The following is a 16,415-nucleotide window of genomic DNA, read 5'->3' on the forward strand; positions in this document are numbered from 1 at the left end:
CTCACCTCCGCTCTCCGCTCTTGCCGGTGTGCAGCAGGTCGGCCAGTAGGTTGAAGAAGTAGTAGACGGCGGCGATCACCAGCACGACGGCCTGGATGACCGGGAGGTCCCGGTTGCTGATCGACTCGATGAGCAGCGCGCCGATGCCCGGATAGCCGAACAGGTACTCCACCACGACCACGCCGCCGACGGTGAACGCCGCCACGAGGCTCGCGGCGGGCACGGCTGGGGCGAGCGCGTTGGGCAGCGCGTGGGTGAGCAGGATCCTGGTCGGGCCGAGTCCCTTGAGCCGCGCCATCTCGACGTACTCACTGTTGAGCACGTCGATGAAGGAGACGCGGATCAGCCGCGACAGGTACATCACGCCGCCGATGACCAGGGTCGCGATCGGCAGCGTCAGCGCCTGCGGGTGCCACCACGGCATGTCCCCCGCCGGGATCAGCGACACCGGCGGGAACCAGTGGAACACCGTGGTGCCGAACAGCGCGACCAGCAGGGTGCCGACGACGAAGTCGGCGAGCGCGTTGGCGATCATCGACGACCAGAGGAAGGCCCGGTCGAAGAGGCTGTCCTTGAACTGCGCGGCGAGGATGCCGATCAGCAGCGACAGGGGCAGGATCAGCACGACCGAGAACACGCTGAGCGTGGCGGAGTTCGCCAGCCGCTCGCCGAGCAGCCGGGAGACCGGCTGGCCGCTGGCCAGTGAGGTGCCCAGGTCGCCGCTGAGCACGCCGCTCAGCCAGTGCCAGTACTGGACGAGCAGCGGCTGGTCCAGGCCGAGCTGGTGCCGCAGGGCCTCCACCCGCTCCGGCGTCGCCGACATGCCGAGCATGACCTTGGCGACGTCGCCCGGCATGGCCTGGGTGGCGAAGAAGACCAGGGTCGTAACCACGAACAGCATCACGACGGCCTGGACGGCGATCCACCCGACACGGCCGAACACGTTCGTGGACCGGCGTCGAGTGAGATTGCGGCGGGGGCCCGCCGACCGGGGTGCACCGGCTAGTTCCGCGACCATTCCCGTTCCTTCGCGTCGATCTCACCTGTGCCCGAAGGCGATGTCGATCCCAGCAGACCGGCGGGAGGGCGTCTTGCACCTGCGTGCAGTGTGGTTGTTGCCCAACGCACGCCGACGGTCGCCCGCGCCCGCCCCGCGGAGAGAGAAAGTGCTCCCGACGACAAGCGGTCGTGCGCTGCCGCACAAGACGGCGTCCCAGGTCTAGCGGTTGACTCCGAGCAACCGGATACCTACGTCACGGCGAGCCCGCCCTGACACCGACCCTCCGGAGGGAAGACCTACATGCGCTTGTCAATATGGCGACGTCGAAGCCGGCGATGGAACGTGGGTGCGCCAGGTCTCGCCCTGGTGCTCGTCGCAGCCGCAACAGTCTCCTGTTCCCCTCCGGCCGAGTCCGGTCCGAGTTCGGCCACCGGCGGCACCGCCGACTCCGGCACCCTCAGCCTCGGGGTGGTCGGCGGCACGAAGGACATGCTGTATCCGTACGCGCCGCAGCAGACCATCTCCGAGGAGGTGCTCTGGACGAACACGCTGGACCAGCTCACCTCGTACGGCACGGACGGTTCGGTCAAGTTCGGGCTGGCCGAGTCGATGACGCCGAACAAGAAGCTGGACGTGTGGACCGTCAAGCTGCGGCCCAACGTGAAGCTGCACAGCGGCAAGACCTTCGGCGCCGACGACGTCATCTTCAGCGTCAAGTCGCTGCTGACCGAGGAGGGCTACCCGTTCGCCTCGAACCTCGACTTCGTCTCGCCGGACGGGCAGAAGAAGATCGACGACCTGACCGTCGAGTTCAAGCTGAAGCGCCCGTTCGGCCCGTTCGCCGCGGCGTGGGCCTACAGCGCCTTCAAGATGATCGGCGCGAGCTCCACCAAGGACAAGGTGGACGGCACCGGGCCGTTCACCGTGAAGAGCTTCTCGCCGGGCGCGCAGGCCGTTTTGGAACGGTACGACGCCTACTGGGGCACCAAGCCGCAGTTCGGCACGCTGAACGTGCACTTCTTCCAGGACCAGACGGCGATCACCAACGCGTTGCGCGGCGGGCAGATCGACGTGGCGCCGGCCGTCCCCTTCTCCGACGCCAAGACCCTTGAGGGCGCCGGGGTCAAGGTGCTGAAGAGCGACAGCATGACCGTGCTCTCGCTGGACATGCGCACCGACGTCCCGCCGTTCAACGACAACCGGGTCCGCGAGGCGATGAAGCTGATCGTCGATCGGGACCAGATCGCCAGCAACGCGTTCGGCGGTTTCGCCAAGCCGGCCAACGACTACAACGGCGTGAGCGCGTCCTGTCCCGCTCCGGACGTGCCGCAGCGCGCCCAGGACATCGCCCGGGCCAAGCAGTTGCTGGCCGACGCGGGCAAGAGCGACCTCAAGGTCGAGCTGGTCACCGACGGGGCGTTCCCCGGGATGATGGAGCTGGCGCAGCTCTTCTCCCAGCAGGCCGCCGAGGCCGGGGTCACCGTCACGGTGCGGAAGATGGACGTCGCGACGCTGCTGAACAAGTGGCTGGAGTGGCCGTTCATCATCAACATCACCAGCTCGCCGATGGTCAACGCGATCACCGACCACCTGCTGCCCAAGGGCGGGAACAACGCGGCGCACTTCAACGACCCGGAGTTCAACGAGATCGCCGCCGACCTGTTCGCGAGCAGCGAGGCCGACCGGCAGTGCAGCGACATCCAGAAGCTGCAGAAGATCCAGTGGGAGCGCGGTGGCAACATCATCGCGGTCACCTCGCAGGACCTGACCCCGCACAGCGCCAAGGTGCAGGGACTGCAGTCCGACCTGCTCGGGCGCTCCGCCTACCTCCTCGGCGGCGTCTCGGTCGGCTGACCGGACCCGCCACGGCCGACCGGCGCCGTCTCCGACCATCGGGTCGGGGACGGTGCCGGCCGTGTTCCACCCGCCGGCGCGGGGAACGCGAACGACGGGCCGGTGCTGCTGTCAGCACCGGCCCGCCGTGATCGGGTACGGCTCGCGCTACTCGGCGGCGGCCGTCTCAGGGACGTAGTCGCGGTTGGCGTAGCTGGGGGCCAGCGACAGGGCGCTGAACCGGAACGGCCGGTCGACCCGGTTGAAGCCCAGCGGACAGTGACGCGTGCCGGCCGGGATGTAGACCGAACCGCTCGTGGTGACGGTGTGCCGCACGCCCTCGATGTCGAAGTAGATCTCGGCGCCCAGGTCGTGCGGGTTCTTGGGGTCGTTCCCCGTCCAGATCAGGACCTCGTCGTAGTCGTGCACGTGCTCGTTCACCCACTTCACGGGCTCACTGCACTCGTTGATCCAGCAGTAGGTCATGTGGATCTTGCTCTCGGGAATCTCCTGGGAGCGGACCAGCGCGAGGGCCTCGCCCACGTTGTCCGGTTCGGGCGTGCCGGAGACCTCGCCCTCGTTGACGAGATCGTCGAGGCAGTTCGGCATCTGCCGCACGAAGAACCGCTCATATGGACTGGACATGTCGATCTCCTTCGATCAGATCTTCTGTGAAACGGAAAAGGTCTGTGCGCCGTGGCGGGGCTCGTCGGTCCCGCTCAGCTTCCGTAGTGGCACCAGACGCCCTTGACCTCGGTGTAGGCGTCGATCGCGTGCGGCCCCATCTCCCGGCCCCAGCCGCTGGCCTTGAACCCGCCCCAGGGGGCGGCCATGTCGGGGATGGACGGCATGTTGATGAAGATCGCACCCGCGCGGATGCCGTTGGCGACCCGGTGCGCCACCGCGAGGTCCTTGGTCCAGACGGTCGCGGCCAGGCCGTAGTCGGTCTGGTTGGCGCGGGCGATCACCGCGGCGAGCTCGTCCTCGTCGTCGTAGGAGAGCACCGACAGCACGGGGCCGAAGATCTCCTTGGTGGCGATGGTCATGTCGTCCTTGACCCCGGTGAAGACCGTCGGCTGGAAGTACCAGCCGCGGTCCGCCGCGCGCTGCCCGCCGGTGACGAGCTCGGCGCCCTCGGCCGGGCCCGTGGCCACCAGCCGCTCCACCGAGCTCAGGTGCTCGGCGGAGACGAGCGGGCCGAGCTGTGTGGACTCGTCCAGGCCGGGGCCGATACGCATCCCGCTCACGCCCGCGGCGAGCTTGCCGACGAACTCGTCGGTGCGCTTGCGATCGACGTAGAAGCGGGTGTAGGCGGCGCAGACCTGGCCGCTGTTGAGGACGCTGCCGGCGATGTTCCCGGCGACCGCGGCGTCGATGTCGGCGTCGGCGGCGATGATCGAGGGAGCCTTGCCGCCGAGTTCGAGCGTCACCCGCTTGAGGTTGCCGGCGCTGGCCCGCACGATCGAGCGGCCGACCTCGGTCGAGCCGGTGAACGACACCTTGTCCACTCCGGGGTGCTCGGCGAGCGCCGCTCCGGTGGTGCCGTCGCCGGTGAGCAGGTTGATCACCCCGGGCGGGAAACCGGCCTGGTCGGCGAGCTGGACGAGCCGGATGGAGGTCAGCGGGGTCTGCTCGGCCGGCTTGATGATCACGGTGTTGCCCGTGGCCAGCGCGGGGGCGAGCTTCCACGCGAGGATCATGAGCGGGAAGTTCCAGGGCGTGATCAGCGCACAGACCCCGACCGGCTCACGGCGGGTGTAGTGCAGCGTGTCCGGGAACGAGACCGGCGAGGTGGTGCCCTCGATCTTGGTGACCCAGCCGGCGTAGTAGCGGAAGTGCTCGGCGGCGCCGGTCACGCTCACCGCGCGGGAGACGCCGATCGGCTGCCCCTGGTCCCGGGTCTCCAGGACGGCCAGCTCCTCGGCGTTCGCCTCGATGAGGTCGGCGAGGTCGAACAGCAGCCGGGCCCGCCGTGCCGGCGGCATGGATCGCCACTGCTGATTCTCGAAGGCACGCCGTGCGGCGGCGACGGCCGCGTCGACGTCGGACGCGTCGGCGAAGCCGACCTCTTCGAGCAATTCCTCCGTAGCGGGATCATAGGTAGGGATGACGCCGCCGGATGCCGGCACCCATGTCCCGTCGATGTAGACGTTGGTCGCCACTGCCGCCTCTTCCTGCTGGAGTGCACTTCCTCGGCGCCCCCACGCGGGCGGGGGGCTTCCGCCAGCATGGGGTCTGACAACCGTGGTCACCTTGACTATGCGCGTAAGGCCGTTGACCACGCGCGAAAAGCTGCCGCCCCACAGGGGTTGCGGCCAACGGGGGGCGAGCCGGGCGGCGGTGTTTTGGACCGTTCCCAGAAGAGGTCGCCGGGGCCGGGTGATCAGGTGTGAGAGGGGCGATGACCTCGCCCCGGCCCTTTTCGGAAGCCGCTCATGGGTCCCTTTTTCGGACGGGATCCTATATGGTGACACGACCTGGCTTCTTGGCCTGCCGTTACCGCGCAGTGGACCCTTCTGGCGAGGAGGAGCAGGGTGACGTCAACCGCAAACGACCTCGCTGTCACCGTCGCGTCGTCCTTCGATGAGTGGCAGGACCTCGTTTCTCGGTCCTTCGTGTCGCTCGGGGTGACAAGAGACGGTTCCCGGCGCTTCCGGGGCGCGATGCGCCGCCGGGTGCTCACCGATGTGTCGCTGTGCGAGATCACCGCGTCGAGCCACACCGTGCGCCGCACCTCGACAATGATCAACCGGGACTCCTCGGCGCTCTTCAAGCTGAGCCTGCAGCTGTCCGGCACCGGCCTGCTGATCCAGGACGGCCGGGAGGCGGTCCTCTCCCCCGGCGACCTGGCCATATACGATACGAGCCGGCCGTACACCCTCACCCACGACGACGAGTTCCGCTCGCTCATCGTGATGTTCCCGCGCACGCTGGTCGATCTGCCGGTGGACGCGGTGGGGCGGCTGACCGCAGTCCGGATGCCGGGCGACACCGGCCTCGGCCGGGTGATCAGCCCCTTCCTGGTCCAGCTCGCCCAGAACCTCGACCAGTTCTCCGGCGTGAGCGGGCGGCGCCTGGCGCACAACGCCTTGGACCTGGTGACCACGATGTTCGCCGACGAGCTCGGCACCGCGCATCAGGCGGAGAACCCCAACCACACGCTCGTCGACCGGATTCGCGACTACATCGAGGCCAACCTCGGCGATCCAGACCTCTGCCCGGCCAAGGTGGCGGCGGCGCACTTCATCTCCACCCGCCACCTGCACAACCTGTTCCGGGCCGAGCGAACGACGGTCGCCGCGTGGATCAGGTCGCGACGGCTGGAGCACTGCCGCCGCGACCTGCTCGATCCACTGCACGCTCACCAGTCCGTCGCGGCGCTGGCGGCCCGTTGGGGTTTCCTGGACGCGGCGCACTTCAGCCGCATCTTCAAGGCGGCCTTCGGATTCTCGCCGAGCGCCTACCGGCAGCACCGCGCGGCCTGACGACCCGCGGAGGTCAGTCCGCCACGGCGGCGTTGATCGCCGCGTTGTCCACGACCTGCTCGAACGCCACCACCTTGCCGTCGGCCAGCGACCAGACGTGCACCATCCGGGCGCGGAAGGCGCGGCCGGTGCCACGGTGCTTGCCCGCGTAGTGGCCCAGCGCGACCACCCGGTCACCGGCGTCGAGCGTGGTGTCGATCTCGACGTCGAACCTCTCGAACTGCTCGCCGATCGGCGCGAAGACGTTCGCCACGACCGCGTCGGGGCCTACGTAGGTGCCCGCGTAGAGCGATCCCTCGGCTTCGGTCCAGCGGATGCCTGGCGCGAACGGGGCGAGCATGCCGTCGAGGTCACCGCGGGCGGAGGCGGCGTAGTGAGCGGCGATGATGTCGATGTTCTGCACGATGTCACTCCGATCAGGCGGGCGATAGACCGACCGGCGGCACACCGGTGCGGCGGTCCCCAACGTACCGACCGGCCCGCCGTTCTCCTTGTCTCTCTCCGCACGCTTATTGAGCATCCGTGTAGCGCGGTGTAGCGCCGGCCCGAAGGATCCGCCCGCACGTATAGGCGCACAGGGCCGCCGCCGGGGTGGCCAGCAGTGTGGAGGCGATGCCGAGGGCGACCACCTGGTCCGACAGGTACAGCCGCATCGACACCAGCGCCTGGACGGCGAACTTCGCCGCGAACAGCGCCGTGCACGCCTGGTAGCGCCGGCGCAGGGCGCGGTCGCGCCGCCAGGCGAGCCCGTCGCCGGACACCCTCCCCGCGACCAGGCCGATCACGGGCCACCGCACCAGCATGGAGACCAGGAACACCACCCCCGCGCCGATCGCGATCAGGACGCTCGGCAGGTAGTAGGCGGCCCCCTGCCCGGTGCTCCCGGCCAGTGACGCGGACACCCCCACGACGACCAGCCCGGCCGCCGCCTGCCAGATCTTCCCCCCGGTGCACACCCGGACGACCGCGAACACCGCCACGCCGCCGACCGCCACCAGCGCGGACGCCGCCACCTGGCCGGTCAGCAGGTAGGCGACCGCGAACAGCGCCTTGGAGACGACGGCCTCGGCGACCGTGCGCCAGCCGCCCACGGCGGCGAACGCCGACAGCGACCTCTGGGTCAGCAGCCCGACGATCATGCGCCCGGCCCCGCCACGCCGATCCGGGCGTCACCCGGGACGGCGCGGCCGTCGGCGTCCATGGCGGGCACGCCCTCCTGGCGCATCCTCTCCTCGGCGGCCCCGATCGCGGCGAGCAGGTCCCGCTCTCCCTGGTCCGCCGACACCAGGGCGTCGCGCAGGCGGTGCGCGTCTCGCATGGCCAGGTTGCCGCCGAACCCCGGGGCCGCGTGGACGGCGTCGCCGATGACCGTCACCGCGCTGGCGGGCCAGGCCGGCACGGGCGGGATCATCCCGATCCGGAGCGCGACCGTGACCTGCGGCCACGCCTCCTCGACGACCATCCGTAGCGCCGGGTGCAGATCCACGGCCAGTTCCCTGGCCAGGTGCCACACCGTGGCCAGGGCCCCGGCCGATCCGAGCCGCTCGCGGGTGACCGGCAGGCACCACATCAGGTGGTCCTCGGCGCCGGCCACCGCTTCGGCGGGCAGGGCGGGCAGCCAGCGGGCCCGCGCGGCGAGCGGCGGGTGGGTGAACCGGTGCGGGCCCAGCACCATGGTCATGCCGTTCATCCGCACGTTGGCGGCGCTGTCGCCGATGAGTTCCGGCGGTCCGGAACCGGCCACGGCGCGCAGTGGTGTCGCGCCCATCAGCATGCGCCTGCCCGTGTCGGCCACGCTCATCTGCGGCAGGTACTGGCGGCGGACCGCCGAGCCGACTCCGTCCGCGCCGACCAGCACGTCGGCGGTGTCGGTACCGCCGTCGGCGAACCATGCCCGGACGGTGCCGTCGGGACGCCGTTCGTATCCGGTGAACGCCGCCCCGAAGCGGACCACGTCCTCCAGCTCGGTCAGCAGCACCGACCGCAGCAGCCGCCGGTTCACCGGCTGTCCCGGCCGGCGCACCGTACCGTCGGCCGGTCGCGTGCCGGTGACCGCGAGCTCGCCGTCCACCTCGGACAGCAGCAGGGTCGCGTCCCTCGGCCCGCCCGAGGTGGCCGCCACCATCTCCGCGTGCCCCGGCGGCAGGCAGGCGCGCAGCGCCGAGGTCCCCCGGTCGTCGAGGTGCAGGCTGACGCCCTGCGGACGCCCCCGCTCCGCGTCCCGCTCGTAGACCGCGACGTCGATCCCCGCCCCGCGTAACCCGTGGGCCAACGTCAGCCCGCCCAGCCCGGCGCCGATCACGATCACCCGCATCCAGTCGCCACCTTTCTTCATCGGTTGGTGAGGTTTACCCTAACCTTCGTCGGAGGGGAAACCTCATCGAGCGGTGAAGAAAATGTCGATAGACTGGCCCGGCCATGTCAGAACCTGAGAACCCCGGCCGTCCCGGCCGCTGGCGAACCGGCGCGGAAAGCAGGCAGCGCATCCTCGACGCCGCCCGCGCGCTGTTCCGCGAGCACGGCTACGGCGGCACCACGGTGCGCGCGGTCGCCGCCGAGGCGGAAGTCGACCCGGCGATGGTCTTCTACTTCTTCCGCACCAAACAGGGGCTGTTCGCCGCCGCGATCGAGCTGCCCGAGCGGGTGCCCCCGGCCATCGAGTCGATCTTCGACCACGGCCTCGACGGCATCGGCGAGCGGATCATCCGTACGCTCGTCGAGAACCTCGACCGATCCGACCGCGCCCCGCTGGTGACCCTCGCCCGCTCGGCCCCCACGCACGACCGATCCCAGGAACTGCTGCGCGAGTACATCGACCGGGAGCTGTCCGGCCGCCTGGCCGCGATGCTCGGGACGCCGGACGCCGGACTACGGGCCGGCATGGTCAACGTGCAGATCCTCGGCCTGGCGGTGGCCCGCTACATCGTCCGGATCGAGCCGATCGCCTCGGCGTCCGTGGACGACCTGGTGGCCCTGTTCGGCCCCGTCGTCCAGCACTGCCTGACCGGCCCGGGGTCGGGCCGTCAAGCAGCGGGGGCGGCCGGAGTGTAGATGACCGCGTGCGGGTCGGGCTGGTCGGCGAAGGCCAGGCGGTGGTGTTCGTAGCGCAGGACGCCCGCGGTGGGGTGGTGGAAGAGCCGTTCGCGGGAGGTGAAGCCCTCGATGCGGTGGTCCCGCCAGGCGGCGCCGAACTCCTCGCTGACCGAGAGAAGGCGCTGGATGATCGGGGAACGGGCCAGGTCGCCGAGGCGGGGCCCGGCCAGCATCGGCGGCACGCGCAGCGGGGACGGCCGGTGGTCGTCTCCGGCCGGGGCGGCGGGCGGGTGCCGGCCTTCGATGAGCAGCCGCAGCGCGGCGGGGCGATCCGTGCCGATCCGCTCAAGCCAGTCCAGGCCGGGCAGGTCACCCGGCTCGGACGGCGGGCGCACCTGATCGAGCAGGTCGAGGCCGAGCGGCCGGTCGAGGCGCAGGACGCAGTCCTGGAGCAGGTGGGGCTCCCGCTCCCAGGTGCTCCGCGACTGGCGGACCGTGCCCAGGTACAGCAGGTCCACCCCGGCCAGCCGGACGGCGTCATCGAGGGCGCGCGACCGCGGCGAATCCATCGACATCCCGCGAACCCAGCGAACCCGGCGGGCGGTCGCCGGAGAATTCCGCCGGAGTGATGTCGAGAACGCGCGGGCCGTTCCGACCACCTACGAGGAAGCCCCGGAACGAAGGAACGGACATGTCACGAAACATCGAGACCATCAACACCTACCTCGACGGATTCCGCAAGAACGATCACGAGCAGATCCTGTCCTGCCTGACCGATGACATCGAGTGGACCGTCTTCGGCGCCTTCAACCTGACCGGCAAGGACGCCTACGACAAGGCGATCGACGGCCCTCCCGGGCTCATCGACCCTCCCCGGCTGGAGGTCGTCCGCATGGTCGAGCAGAACGACGTCGTGATGGCCGAGCTGCGCGGCACAGTGGAGCGGGCCGAGGGCGGCGAGCTGCGCATGTCCATGGCGGAGGTGTTCGTGATGCGCGACGGCAAGATCGCCGAGCGCCGCGCCTGGGTGATCGAACTGAAGGAGAACGACCACCGCTGACCCGGCCGGCTCCGCGTGCGGGCGGCTTGGAGGAACACCAGGCCGCCCTCGCGGAGCGCCGGGGTCAGGCGTCTGCCGCGCGGGAGCTCCGGTCGACGCCCTTGTGCACCCGCACCGTGCGGTCGACCAGCTCGCGCAGCACGCTCTCGTCGCTGTCGCCGAGCCGCTTTTGGTAGAGGCATCCCTTGCCGGTCTTGTGCGGGCCGAGCCGGGCGAGCACCGACGCGTGCCGCTCCTCGAACCCGCCCACCAGGCGCCATGCTGCCACCCCGCTACGACAATCCACACCGGGGCCACGATCGTGGCGGTCAGGGCGGAGGCCGGGTGACCGCCACGATCGGCCGGTCCGGTCAGTGCGACCAGGCGACCCGCTTGAGGAAGACGATGCCGTCGATCATGTCGAGGTGGGCCGGGTCCAGCGGGAAATAGGCGAAATCACGGGATTCGCGCGGTTCGGGTCTCGGGACGGCCGCGGCCAGGCGGCGGGCGTCGATGATGGTCCGGTCCCACGGGAGCGTGGACAGGACGCCCTCGACGGTCTCCGGGGCCGGGGTGTCGCCGTCGGCCGTTCCGAAGGCCGAGGCCAGGAAGGCGTAGCGGTCGCCGAGGTGGGTCGCGGCGAGCGCCCCCGCGCTCCACCACTCCAACCGCTGGTCGCCGAAAGCCATCAGGCTCTTGTTCCGCTGCAGGTGGAGGTTGCTGGCGAAGACCAGGGCCGGGCCGCGCTCGGCCACGGCCCGCAGGTTGGCGGCCATCATCGCGTCGCGCAGGGCCGACAGCCTGGTCCAGCGCGCCCGGGACTCGTCGGCCATCCAGTAGTGGTAGCGGAGCAGGCCGGCGGCGGTGCGCGCGTACAGTGCCGCCCGCTCCCGGACTTCCGCCCTCAGCCCGGGCGACTGCGTGTCGAGCAGCGCCGCCAGGTCGTCGGCGATCAGCCGCAGCCGTTCGGCCTCGGCGGTCCGGCCGATCGACAGGGACGGATCCATGGCGGTGGCCTCGTTCGACCACCGGTCGTCCGGGCCGAGCAGCGCGTCGAGGGTCTCGGCGCTCACCACGGCGCCGGGGAGCGGGCCGTCGAGCAGGTCGTAGAGGGAGGTGAGCGCCTGACGCGGGCTCGCCGCCCAGTACTCCAGCGGGGCGTCGAACCCGAAGAACCGGAGCTTCTCCTCGTGCTCCTCGTTGTAGGCCCGCATCCAGCGCACCAGCTCGCGGTTGGCCGGCGACGCGCCGAAGCCGTGGCTGAATCCGTGCTCCATGACGTCGTCGAGCGTGCCCGCGCCCGTCGTGACGTAGTCGTCCACAACCAGGCCCATGAGGCAGTCGCTCTCCATGGCGAACGCACGGTAGCCCTCGTGCTCGACCAGATGCCGGAAGAGCTCGTTGCGCGACTCCTGCAGGGCCCCCACGAAGTGCCTGGCCTCGCCCAGGCCGAGCAGCAGGGGCTTGCCGGGGAGGGAACGGAGGAACTCCGAGACGCCCTGGCCGTCGAATGGCAGGGCTGTGTCCTTGATGTCCATACCTTCGACAGTATCGTTGAACACACCAGTTAAACTTTTCCTGAAGAATCCCTAGAAATCGCTGGTCCACTGCGACTGACCTTCAAACGGTGATGTATCCATGAGGCCGGTAGACCTGGCACGCGAGCACGGCCTGTCCACTCAGGCGGTCCGGAACTACGAGGACGCGGGCATCCTGCCCGCCGCCGAACGCACCGTGCACGGGTACCGCACCTACACACCGTCGCACGCGCAGGCACTGCGCGCCTTTCTGGCACTCGTGCCCGGCCACGGTCACCAGGTGGCGACGTCGATCATGCAGGCGGTCGGCCGGGGCGCCACCGACGACGCGCTGCGGATCATCGACGAGAGCCATGGCCAGCTCACCGAGGACCGCCGCACCCTGCAGGCCGTCGAGGCCGCGCTGCGCGACCTGGCGCCGGTGCCGCAGGAGCGCGGCGACACCTTCATCGGCCCGCTGGCCAGGCGGCTCGGCATTCGCCCCGCCACGCTGCGCAAATGGGAGAAGGCCGGGCTGATACGGCCGCGCCGCGATCCGCAGACGGGATATCGGGTCTACGACGCGGCCGACGTGCGCGACGCCCGGCTGGCCCACCAGCTCAGACGGGGCGGCTACCTGCTGGAGCAGATCGCCCCGCTGATCGCCCAGGTCCGCTCCGCCGGAGGCGTCGCCCCGCTGGAGTCGGCGCTGCGCGACTGGCGGACCCGCCTGTCCGCCCGGGGCCGCGCCATGCTCAGGGGCGCCGCCGAGCTGGACGCCTACTTGCGGGCCCGTGAAACCGCCGGCGGTTGATCAGCGGGACAGCCGCCGCAGGGCGATCTCGAAGGGCCCCCGGTGACCGGCCCGGCGCATCAGCGTCATCGGGAGCCTGCCGGCGACGGCCAGCGCGAGGAAGGCGACGGTGCCGCGGCGCAGCAGGGCCACGTGCCGCTCGGGCTCGTCGAGGATCCGGCGCCGGGCGGCCCAGACGCCGATCGCGATGCCGGGCACCACGAGCAGGACCGTCGCCGGCGCTTTGGCGGGCCACATCACCAGGTGGAAGAGCACCTGCCCGGCGAAGTCGTCCCGCATGAACGCCGCCAGCGTCTCCGGGTGGCCGGCCGCCGCCGCGGCGTGCGCCCGGACGGTCGTCCAGGCCACCATGGCCGTCGCGGGCACGAAGGAGATCGCCGCCGTCCAGAGGAGCACCGAGTCGCGGGCGCGCAGGACGGGCGTCATGATCAGCAACGCCATGCCGTACGTCGCGACGATGTCGATCGGCACCAGCAGCGTCGCGTGCAGGAAGCCGATGACGAGCAGCCAGAATCCGCGGCGGCGCAGCAGCCCGCGGATCGGCGGCCAGTCCTCGCCGGCGGCGGACCGGCGGCCGGTGAGCTGACCGAGGCCGTAGCCGAACAGGAACACGAACAGCACCCGCGCGAGGTTGTCGGCGGCGAAGACCTTGAGGAACTGACTGAGGGTGTCGAGCACCGGAGGGTCGGGGGCGGCGGGGCCGACGAAGACCGGCGCGTGCGCGATCGCGATCAGCAACAGCATGAAGCCGCGCGCCAGGTCGGGGGCGAGTGACCGTTCGGTGGTCGGATGGGGGTTTTCGGGCACGGCGAGGCGACCTCGCCATTGCGAGCCGGACATGTTGCCCCTTTTGGGTCCGTCAGGGGAAGCCGCGCGCCCGGCCGTCGGCCCGGTCCCGGGCACGGCTGAGGAAGGTGGGGCGCTGCGGCGTGGGGATGAGGGCGCTTTCCGTCAACGGCACCGGCCGGCGGTCACGCGTCCCGGGTGATCGGGAGAGTCTTCAGGAGTCGTCGCCGGTGGCGCGGTCGATGGCCTTGTTCAGCCGTTCGCGCTCCCGGCTGACCCAGTGTCCTTCGGGGTAGTTCCGCAGGAACGCCTCGGCGAACTCCACGGGGTCCTCACCGACGACCTCGCGGATCGGGATGCCGTCGGCCGCGCTCTGCTCGAAGAGGTCGGCGAGGTCCTCCAGCATCGACAGCAGGCCCTCCGCCTCCCCCGGCCCGAAGTGCTGCATGTACCGCTGCAGCGCGTCGATGGCGATGCGGTACCCGGCGGGAAGCCGCTCCGTGCGCGCCTTGAACTGCCGGTAGCGCCGCTTCTGTTCGAGCGGCCCGATGACCAGTTCCAGGTACTGCAGGTAGCGGCTCTTCGGCTCGGCCGGCTCTGATGTCATGTCTGCTTCCCTCCGCTGCGGAGCTGTTCGAGCCGTTCTGCGAGGAAGCTCCAGGTCCTCCAGAACTCTTCGAGATGCTCGTGTCCCTGGGCGTTCAGGGAGTACACCTTGCGCGGCGGCCCCTTCTCGGAGGCGACCTTCCGCACGTCGACGAGGCCGCGCTGCTCGATCCGGACGAGCAGCGCGTAGACGGTGCCCTCGGCGATGTCGGTGAAGCCCTGGTCGCGCAGCCACGCCGTGATCTCGTAGCCGTACGCGGACCGGCCGGACAGGATCGCGAGGACGATGCCCTCCAGCGTTCCCTTGAGCATCTCCGTCACTTGCTTGCCCATGGAACACCTCAGCTACTAAGTAATGCTGACTACTGGTACATAGTAACACTGAATAGCGGGGCCGCAAGGTCTCGTCCCTGCGTGAACCGCACGGTGATGGACAGGCCCCCTTCGGGACGCGCGTCGATGGTGAGCACGGCCTGGTGCGCCCGTGCGACGGCGTCGACGATGGCGAGGCCGAGCCCGTAACCGTCGCGGTGGCCGTGGCGCTCGGGCGCCGACCTCTGGAAGGGCTGCAGGAGACGCTGGATCTGGTCGCCGGGAATCACCGGCCCGCTGTTGGTGACCGTGAGCGTCGCGTGCGCGCCGGAGGTCCGCGTGGTGACCCGCACGTGCCCATCCGCGTGGTTGTGACGGACGGCGTTGTCGATCAGGTTGGCGACGAGGCTTTCGATCAGCCTCGGGTCTCCGGCCGTCACCGCGGGCGTCAGGTCCCCGGCGAGGTCGATGCCCGCCCGCGCGGCCTGGTCGCGTCGGGAGGCGAGCGCCTGCCCGGCGACGTGGGCCAGGTCGAGGGTGTCCCAGCGGGTGACGCCGCGCTCGCTGGTGGCCAGCGCGAGCAGCGCCTGGACCAGCCGCTCCTGGTGCTCGCCCAGGGCCAGCGCCTCCCGGCAGGCCGCGCGCAGGGTCTCGGCGTCGGCGCCGGGATCGGCCAGGGTGACTTCGAGCAGGGTGCGCAGCCCCGCCAGCGGGGTGCGCAGCTCGTGGGAGGCGTTGGCGACGAAGTGACGCTGGGCGTCGAAGGCGGCCTCCAGGCGGGCGAGCAGGTCGTCCAGGGTGCGGCCGAGCTCGGTCAGCTCGTCCGTGGGCTCGCCCAGGCCGAGACGCCGGTGAAGGTCTCCGGCGGAGATCATCGTGGCGGTGGCGGTGATGGCACTCAGCGGGCGCAGGAACCGGCCCGCGACGTACCAGCCGAGGGCCAGGGCGACCGGGATCAGCAGGATCAGGGCGACCGCGGACCCCAAAAGGAGCCGGGGCAGGTCGATCCCCGTTCCGGTGCCGGTGATCACGCCTGACGCGGGCTCGTCCCCGGGGACGGTGGCTTGGACGCCCGCGAGCGGGATGTCGATGAGGACGACCACGAAGACCCCGGCGGCGTAGACCCCCGCCGCGTAGGCGAGCGCGAGCCGCGTCCGCAACGACCTTCTGACCAGCCGCCCGGAGATCATGACGGCCCGATGCGGTAGCCGCCTTCGCGGACGGTCTCGATCACGGGCGGGTCGCCGAGCTTGGCCCGCAGCCGGTGCATGGTGTGCTTGACGGCGCTGCTGAACGGGTCGGCGGCCTCGTCCCAGACGCGTTCGAGCAGCTCCTCGGCGGAGATGACCACTCCCGGCACGGCGAGCAGGCATTCGAGCAGGGCGAACTCCCTGGGGCTCAGCGCGAGCCGCCGGCCGTCCCGGGACGCGACCCGGCGGGCCGGATCGAGGGTGATGTCCCCCCAGGCGAGGGTGGGCGGCACCGGCGGGGTGGCGCGGCGGCCCAGGGCGCGGACGCGGGCGACCAGTTCGGCGAACGCGAACGGCTTGGGCAGGTAGTCGTCGGCGCCGAGGCCGAGGCCCTCCACGCGGTCCTCGATGGTGCCGGAGGCGGTGAGCATCAGCACGCGGGTCGGGCTGCGCTCGTGGGCGAGCCGCCGGCAGATGTCGTCGCCGTGGACGCCGGGCAGGTCACGGTCGAGGATCAACACGTCGTAGCGGGTGACGGCCAGGCGGTCGAGGGCGGCGGCGCCGTCCAGGACGACGTCCACGGCCATGCCCTCGCGGCGCAGCCCGGTGCCGATGGAACGGGCGAGGACCTCGAAGTCCTCGGCGACGAGGACCCTCAACGTCGAACACCGCCGGTCGCGGGGCGGCCGGATCGGCCGCCGGGTCGAGGTGCCATGCCCGCAACGATGCCAGATCCCTTGTCGCAACAGAGTCGCGGCAGAGTCGCGGCAGAGTCGCGACGCGTGCGACCGGGCCGCGAC

Annotated in this window: 19 protein-coding genes; 5 read left to right on the forward strand and 14 right to left on the reverse strand. The window is 70.8% G+C overall.

Annotated features, from left to right (window positions below; translation table 11 throughout):
- Nucleotide 1: 1 nt before the first annotated feature.
- Complete coding sequence (locus P3X83_RS40205) at nucleotides 2-943, reverse strand: ABC transporter permease (protein ID WP_277310672.1); 942 nt, start codon at nucleotides 941-943, stop codon at nucleotides 2-4.
- Nucleotides 944-1,342: 399 nt separating this feature from the next.
- Between P3X83_RS40205 and P3X83_RS40210 the strand changes: the two genes are divergently transcribed.
- Nucleotides 1,343-2,854 (forward strand): ABC transporter substrate-binding protein, encoded by a 1,512-nt coding sequence (locus P3X83_RS40210; protein ID WP_277310673.1) that lies wholly within the window; start codon nucleotides 1,343-1,345, stop codon nucleotides 2,852-2,854.
- Between the two features lie 147 nt (nucleotides 2,855-3,001).
- Here P3X83_RS40210 and P3X83_RS40215 read toward each other — a convergent pair whose 3' ends face one another.
- On the reverse strand, nucleotides 3,002-3,478 hold the full coding sequence (locus tag P3X83_RS40215; RefSeq protein WP_277310674.1) for a hypothetical protein: 477 nt from the start codon (nucleotides 3,476-3,478) through the stop codon (nucleotides 3,002-3,004).
- 74 nt (nucleotides 3,479-3,552) lie between these two features.
- Nucleotides 3,553-4,995 (reverse strand): aldehyde dehydrogenase family protein, encoded by a 1,443-nt coding sequence (locus tag P3X83_RS40220; protein WP_277310675.1) that lies wholly within the window; start codon nucleotides 4,993-4,995, stop codon nucleotides 3,553-3,555.
- A 372-nt stretch (nucleotides 4,996-5,367) separates the two neighbouring features.
- On the opposite strand from P3X83_RS40220, the gene P3X83_RS40225 reads away from it, so the two are divergent.
- On the forward strand, nucleotides 5,368-6,318 hold the full coding sequence (locus tag P3X83_RS40225) for a helix-turn-helix domain-containing protein (protein ID WP_277310676.1): 951 nt from the start codon (nucleotides 5,368-5,370) through the stop codon (nucleotides 6,316-6,318).
- 13 nt (nucleotides 6,319-6,331) lie between these two features.
- Here P3X83_RS40225 and P3X83_RS40230 read toward each other — a convergent pair whose 3' ends face one another.
- The 3 genes from P3X83_RS40230 to P3X83_RS40240 all read right to left on the reverse strand — a co-directional run bounded on the left by P3X83_RS40230 (nucleotide 6,332) and on the right by P3X83_RS40240 (nucleotide 8,632).
- Nucleotides 6,332-6,721 carry a nuclear transport factor 2 family protein gene (locus P3X83_RS40230; RefSeq protein WP_277310677.1) on the reverse strand — a complete coding sequence of 130 codons (390 nt, stop codon included), beginning with the start codon at nucleotides 6,719-6,721 and terminating at the stop codon, nucleotides 6,332-6,334.
- A gap of 106 nt (nucleotides 6,722-6,827) precedes the next feature.
- Nucleotides 6,828-7,457, reverse strand: a complete 630-nt coding sequence (locus P3X83_RS40235; RefSeq protein ID WP_277310678.1) for a DUF3159 domain-containing protein — start codon at nucleotides 7,455-7,457, stop codon at nucleotides 6,828-6,830.
- Nucleotides 7,454-8,632, reverse strand: a complete 1,179-nt coding sequence (locus tag P3X83_RS40240) for an FAD-dependent monooxygenase (protein WP_277310679.1) — start codon at nucleotides 8,630-8,632, stop codon at nucleotides 7,454-7,456. Before P3X83_RS40240 ends, P3X83_RS40235 begins: the two co-directional genes overlap by 4 nt.
- Nucleotides 8,633-8,736: 104 nt before the next feature.
- Between P3X83_RS40240 and P3X83_RS40245 the strand changes: the two genes are divergently transcribed.
- Nucleotides 8,737-9,369, forward strand: a complete 633-nt coding sequence (locus tag P3X83_RS40245; RefSeq protein WP_277310680.1) for a TetR family transcriptional regulator — start codon at nucleotides 8,737-8,739, stop codon at nucleotides 9,367-9,369.
- Here P3X83_RS40245 and P3X83_RS40250 read toward each other — a convergent pair.
- Nucleotides 9,342-9,920: a hypothetical protein gene (locus P3X83_RS40250; protein ID WP_277310681.1), complete on the reverse strand. Its 579-nt coding sequence runs from the start codon at nucleotides 9,918-9,920 to the stop codon at nucleotides 9,342-9,344. The genes P3X83_RS40245 and P3X83_RS40250 overlap by 28 nt on opposite strands.
- A gap of 122 nt (nucleotides 9,921-10,042) precedes the next feature.
- Here P3X83_RS40250 and P3X83_RS40255 point away from each other — a divergent pair, with 122 nt between their 5' ends.
- A complete protein-coding gene (locus tag P3X83_RS40255; protein ID WP_277310682.1) occupies nucleotides 10,043-10,411 on the forward strand; it encodes a nuclear transport factor 2 family protein in 369 nt (122 codons plus the stop codon).
- A 64-nt stretch (nucleotides 10,412-10,475) separates the two neighbouring features.
- Here the strand turns inward: P3X83_RS40255 and P3X83_RS40260 are convergent, their stop codons facing one another.
- Together P3X83_RS40260 and P3X83_RS40265 are read right to left on the reverse strand one after the other, a co-directional pair.
- Nucleotides 10,476-10,679, reverse strand: a complete 204-nt coding sequence (locus tag P3X83_RS40260; RefSeq protein WP_277310683.1) for a hypothetical protein — start codon at nucleotides 10,677-10,679, stop codon at nucleotides 10,476-10,478.
- Between the two features lie 82 nt (nucleotides 10,680-10,761).
- The gene (locus P3X83_RS40265; RefSeq protein WP_277310684.1) at nucleotides 10,762-11,928 is read right to left on the reverse strand and encodes an erythromycin esterase family protein; all 1,167 of its coding nucleotides are present in this window, start codon (nucleotides 11,926-11,928) and stop codon (nucleotides 10,762-10,764) included.
- 100 nt (nucleotides 11,929-12,028) lie between these two features.
- Between P3X83_RS40265 and P3X83_RS40270 the strand changes: the two genes are divergently transcribed.
- Nucleotides 12,029-12,721 (forward strand): TioE family transcriptional regulator, encoded by a 693-nt coding sequence (locus P3X83_RS40270; RefSeq protein ID WP_277310685.1) that lies wholly within the window; start codon nucleotides 12,029-12,031, stop codon nucleotides 12,719-12,721.
- On the opposite strand, the gene P3X83_RS40275 is transcribed toward P3X83_RS40270, so the two are convergent.
- The 5 genes from P3X83_RS40275 to P3X83_RS40295 all read right to left on the reverse strand — a co-directional run bounded on the left by P3X83_RS40275 (nucleotide 12,722) and on the right by P3X83_RS40295 (nucleotide 16,274).
- A complete protein-coding gene (locus P3X83_RS40275) occupies nucleotides 12,722-13,528 on the reverse strand; it encodes a hypothetical protein (protein ID WP_277310686.1) in 807 nt (268 codons plus the stop codon). It lies immediately after the preceding gene.
- 193 nt (nucleotides 13,529-13,721) lie between these two features.
- Nucleotides 13,722-14,114, reverse strand: coding sequence for a DUF1048 domain-containing protein (locus P3X83_RS40280; RefSeq protein ID WP_277310687.1), 393 nt, complete (start codon nucleotides 14,112-14,114; stop codon nucleotides 13,722-13,724).
- Nucleotides 14,111-14,446, reverse strand: a complete 336-nt coding sequence (locus tag P3X83_RS40285) for a PadR family transcriptional regulator (RefSeq protein WP_277310688.1) — start codon at nucleotides 14,444-14,446, stop codon at nucleotides 14,111-14,113. Before P3X83_RS40285 ends, P3X83_RS40280 begins: the two co-directional genes overlap by 4 nt.
- 29 nt (nucleotides 14,447-14,475) lie before the next feature.
- Nucleotides 14,476-15,615: a HAMP domain-containing sensor histidine kinase gene (locus P3X83_RS40290; protein WP_277310689.1), complete on the reverse strand. Its 1,140-nt coding sequence runs from the start codon at nucleotides 15,613-15,615 to the stop codon at nucleotides 14,476-14,478.
- Nucleotides 15,612-16,274, reverse strand: a complete 663-nt coding sequence (locus tag P3X83_RS40295) for a response regulator transcription factor (RefSeq protein ID WP_277310690.1) — start codon at nucleotides 16,272-16,274, stop codon at nucleotides 15,612-15,614. Before P3X83_RS40295 ends, P3X83_RS40290 begins: the two co-directional genes overlap by 4 nt.
- Nucleotides 16,275-16,415: the final 141 nt, after the last annotated feature.

This window comes from Spongiactinospora sp. TRM90649, from assembly GCF_029382225.1.
Classification (GTDB): Bacteria; Actinomycetota; Actinomycetes; order Streptosporangiales; family Streptosporangiaceae; genus Spongiactinospora.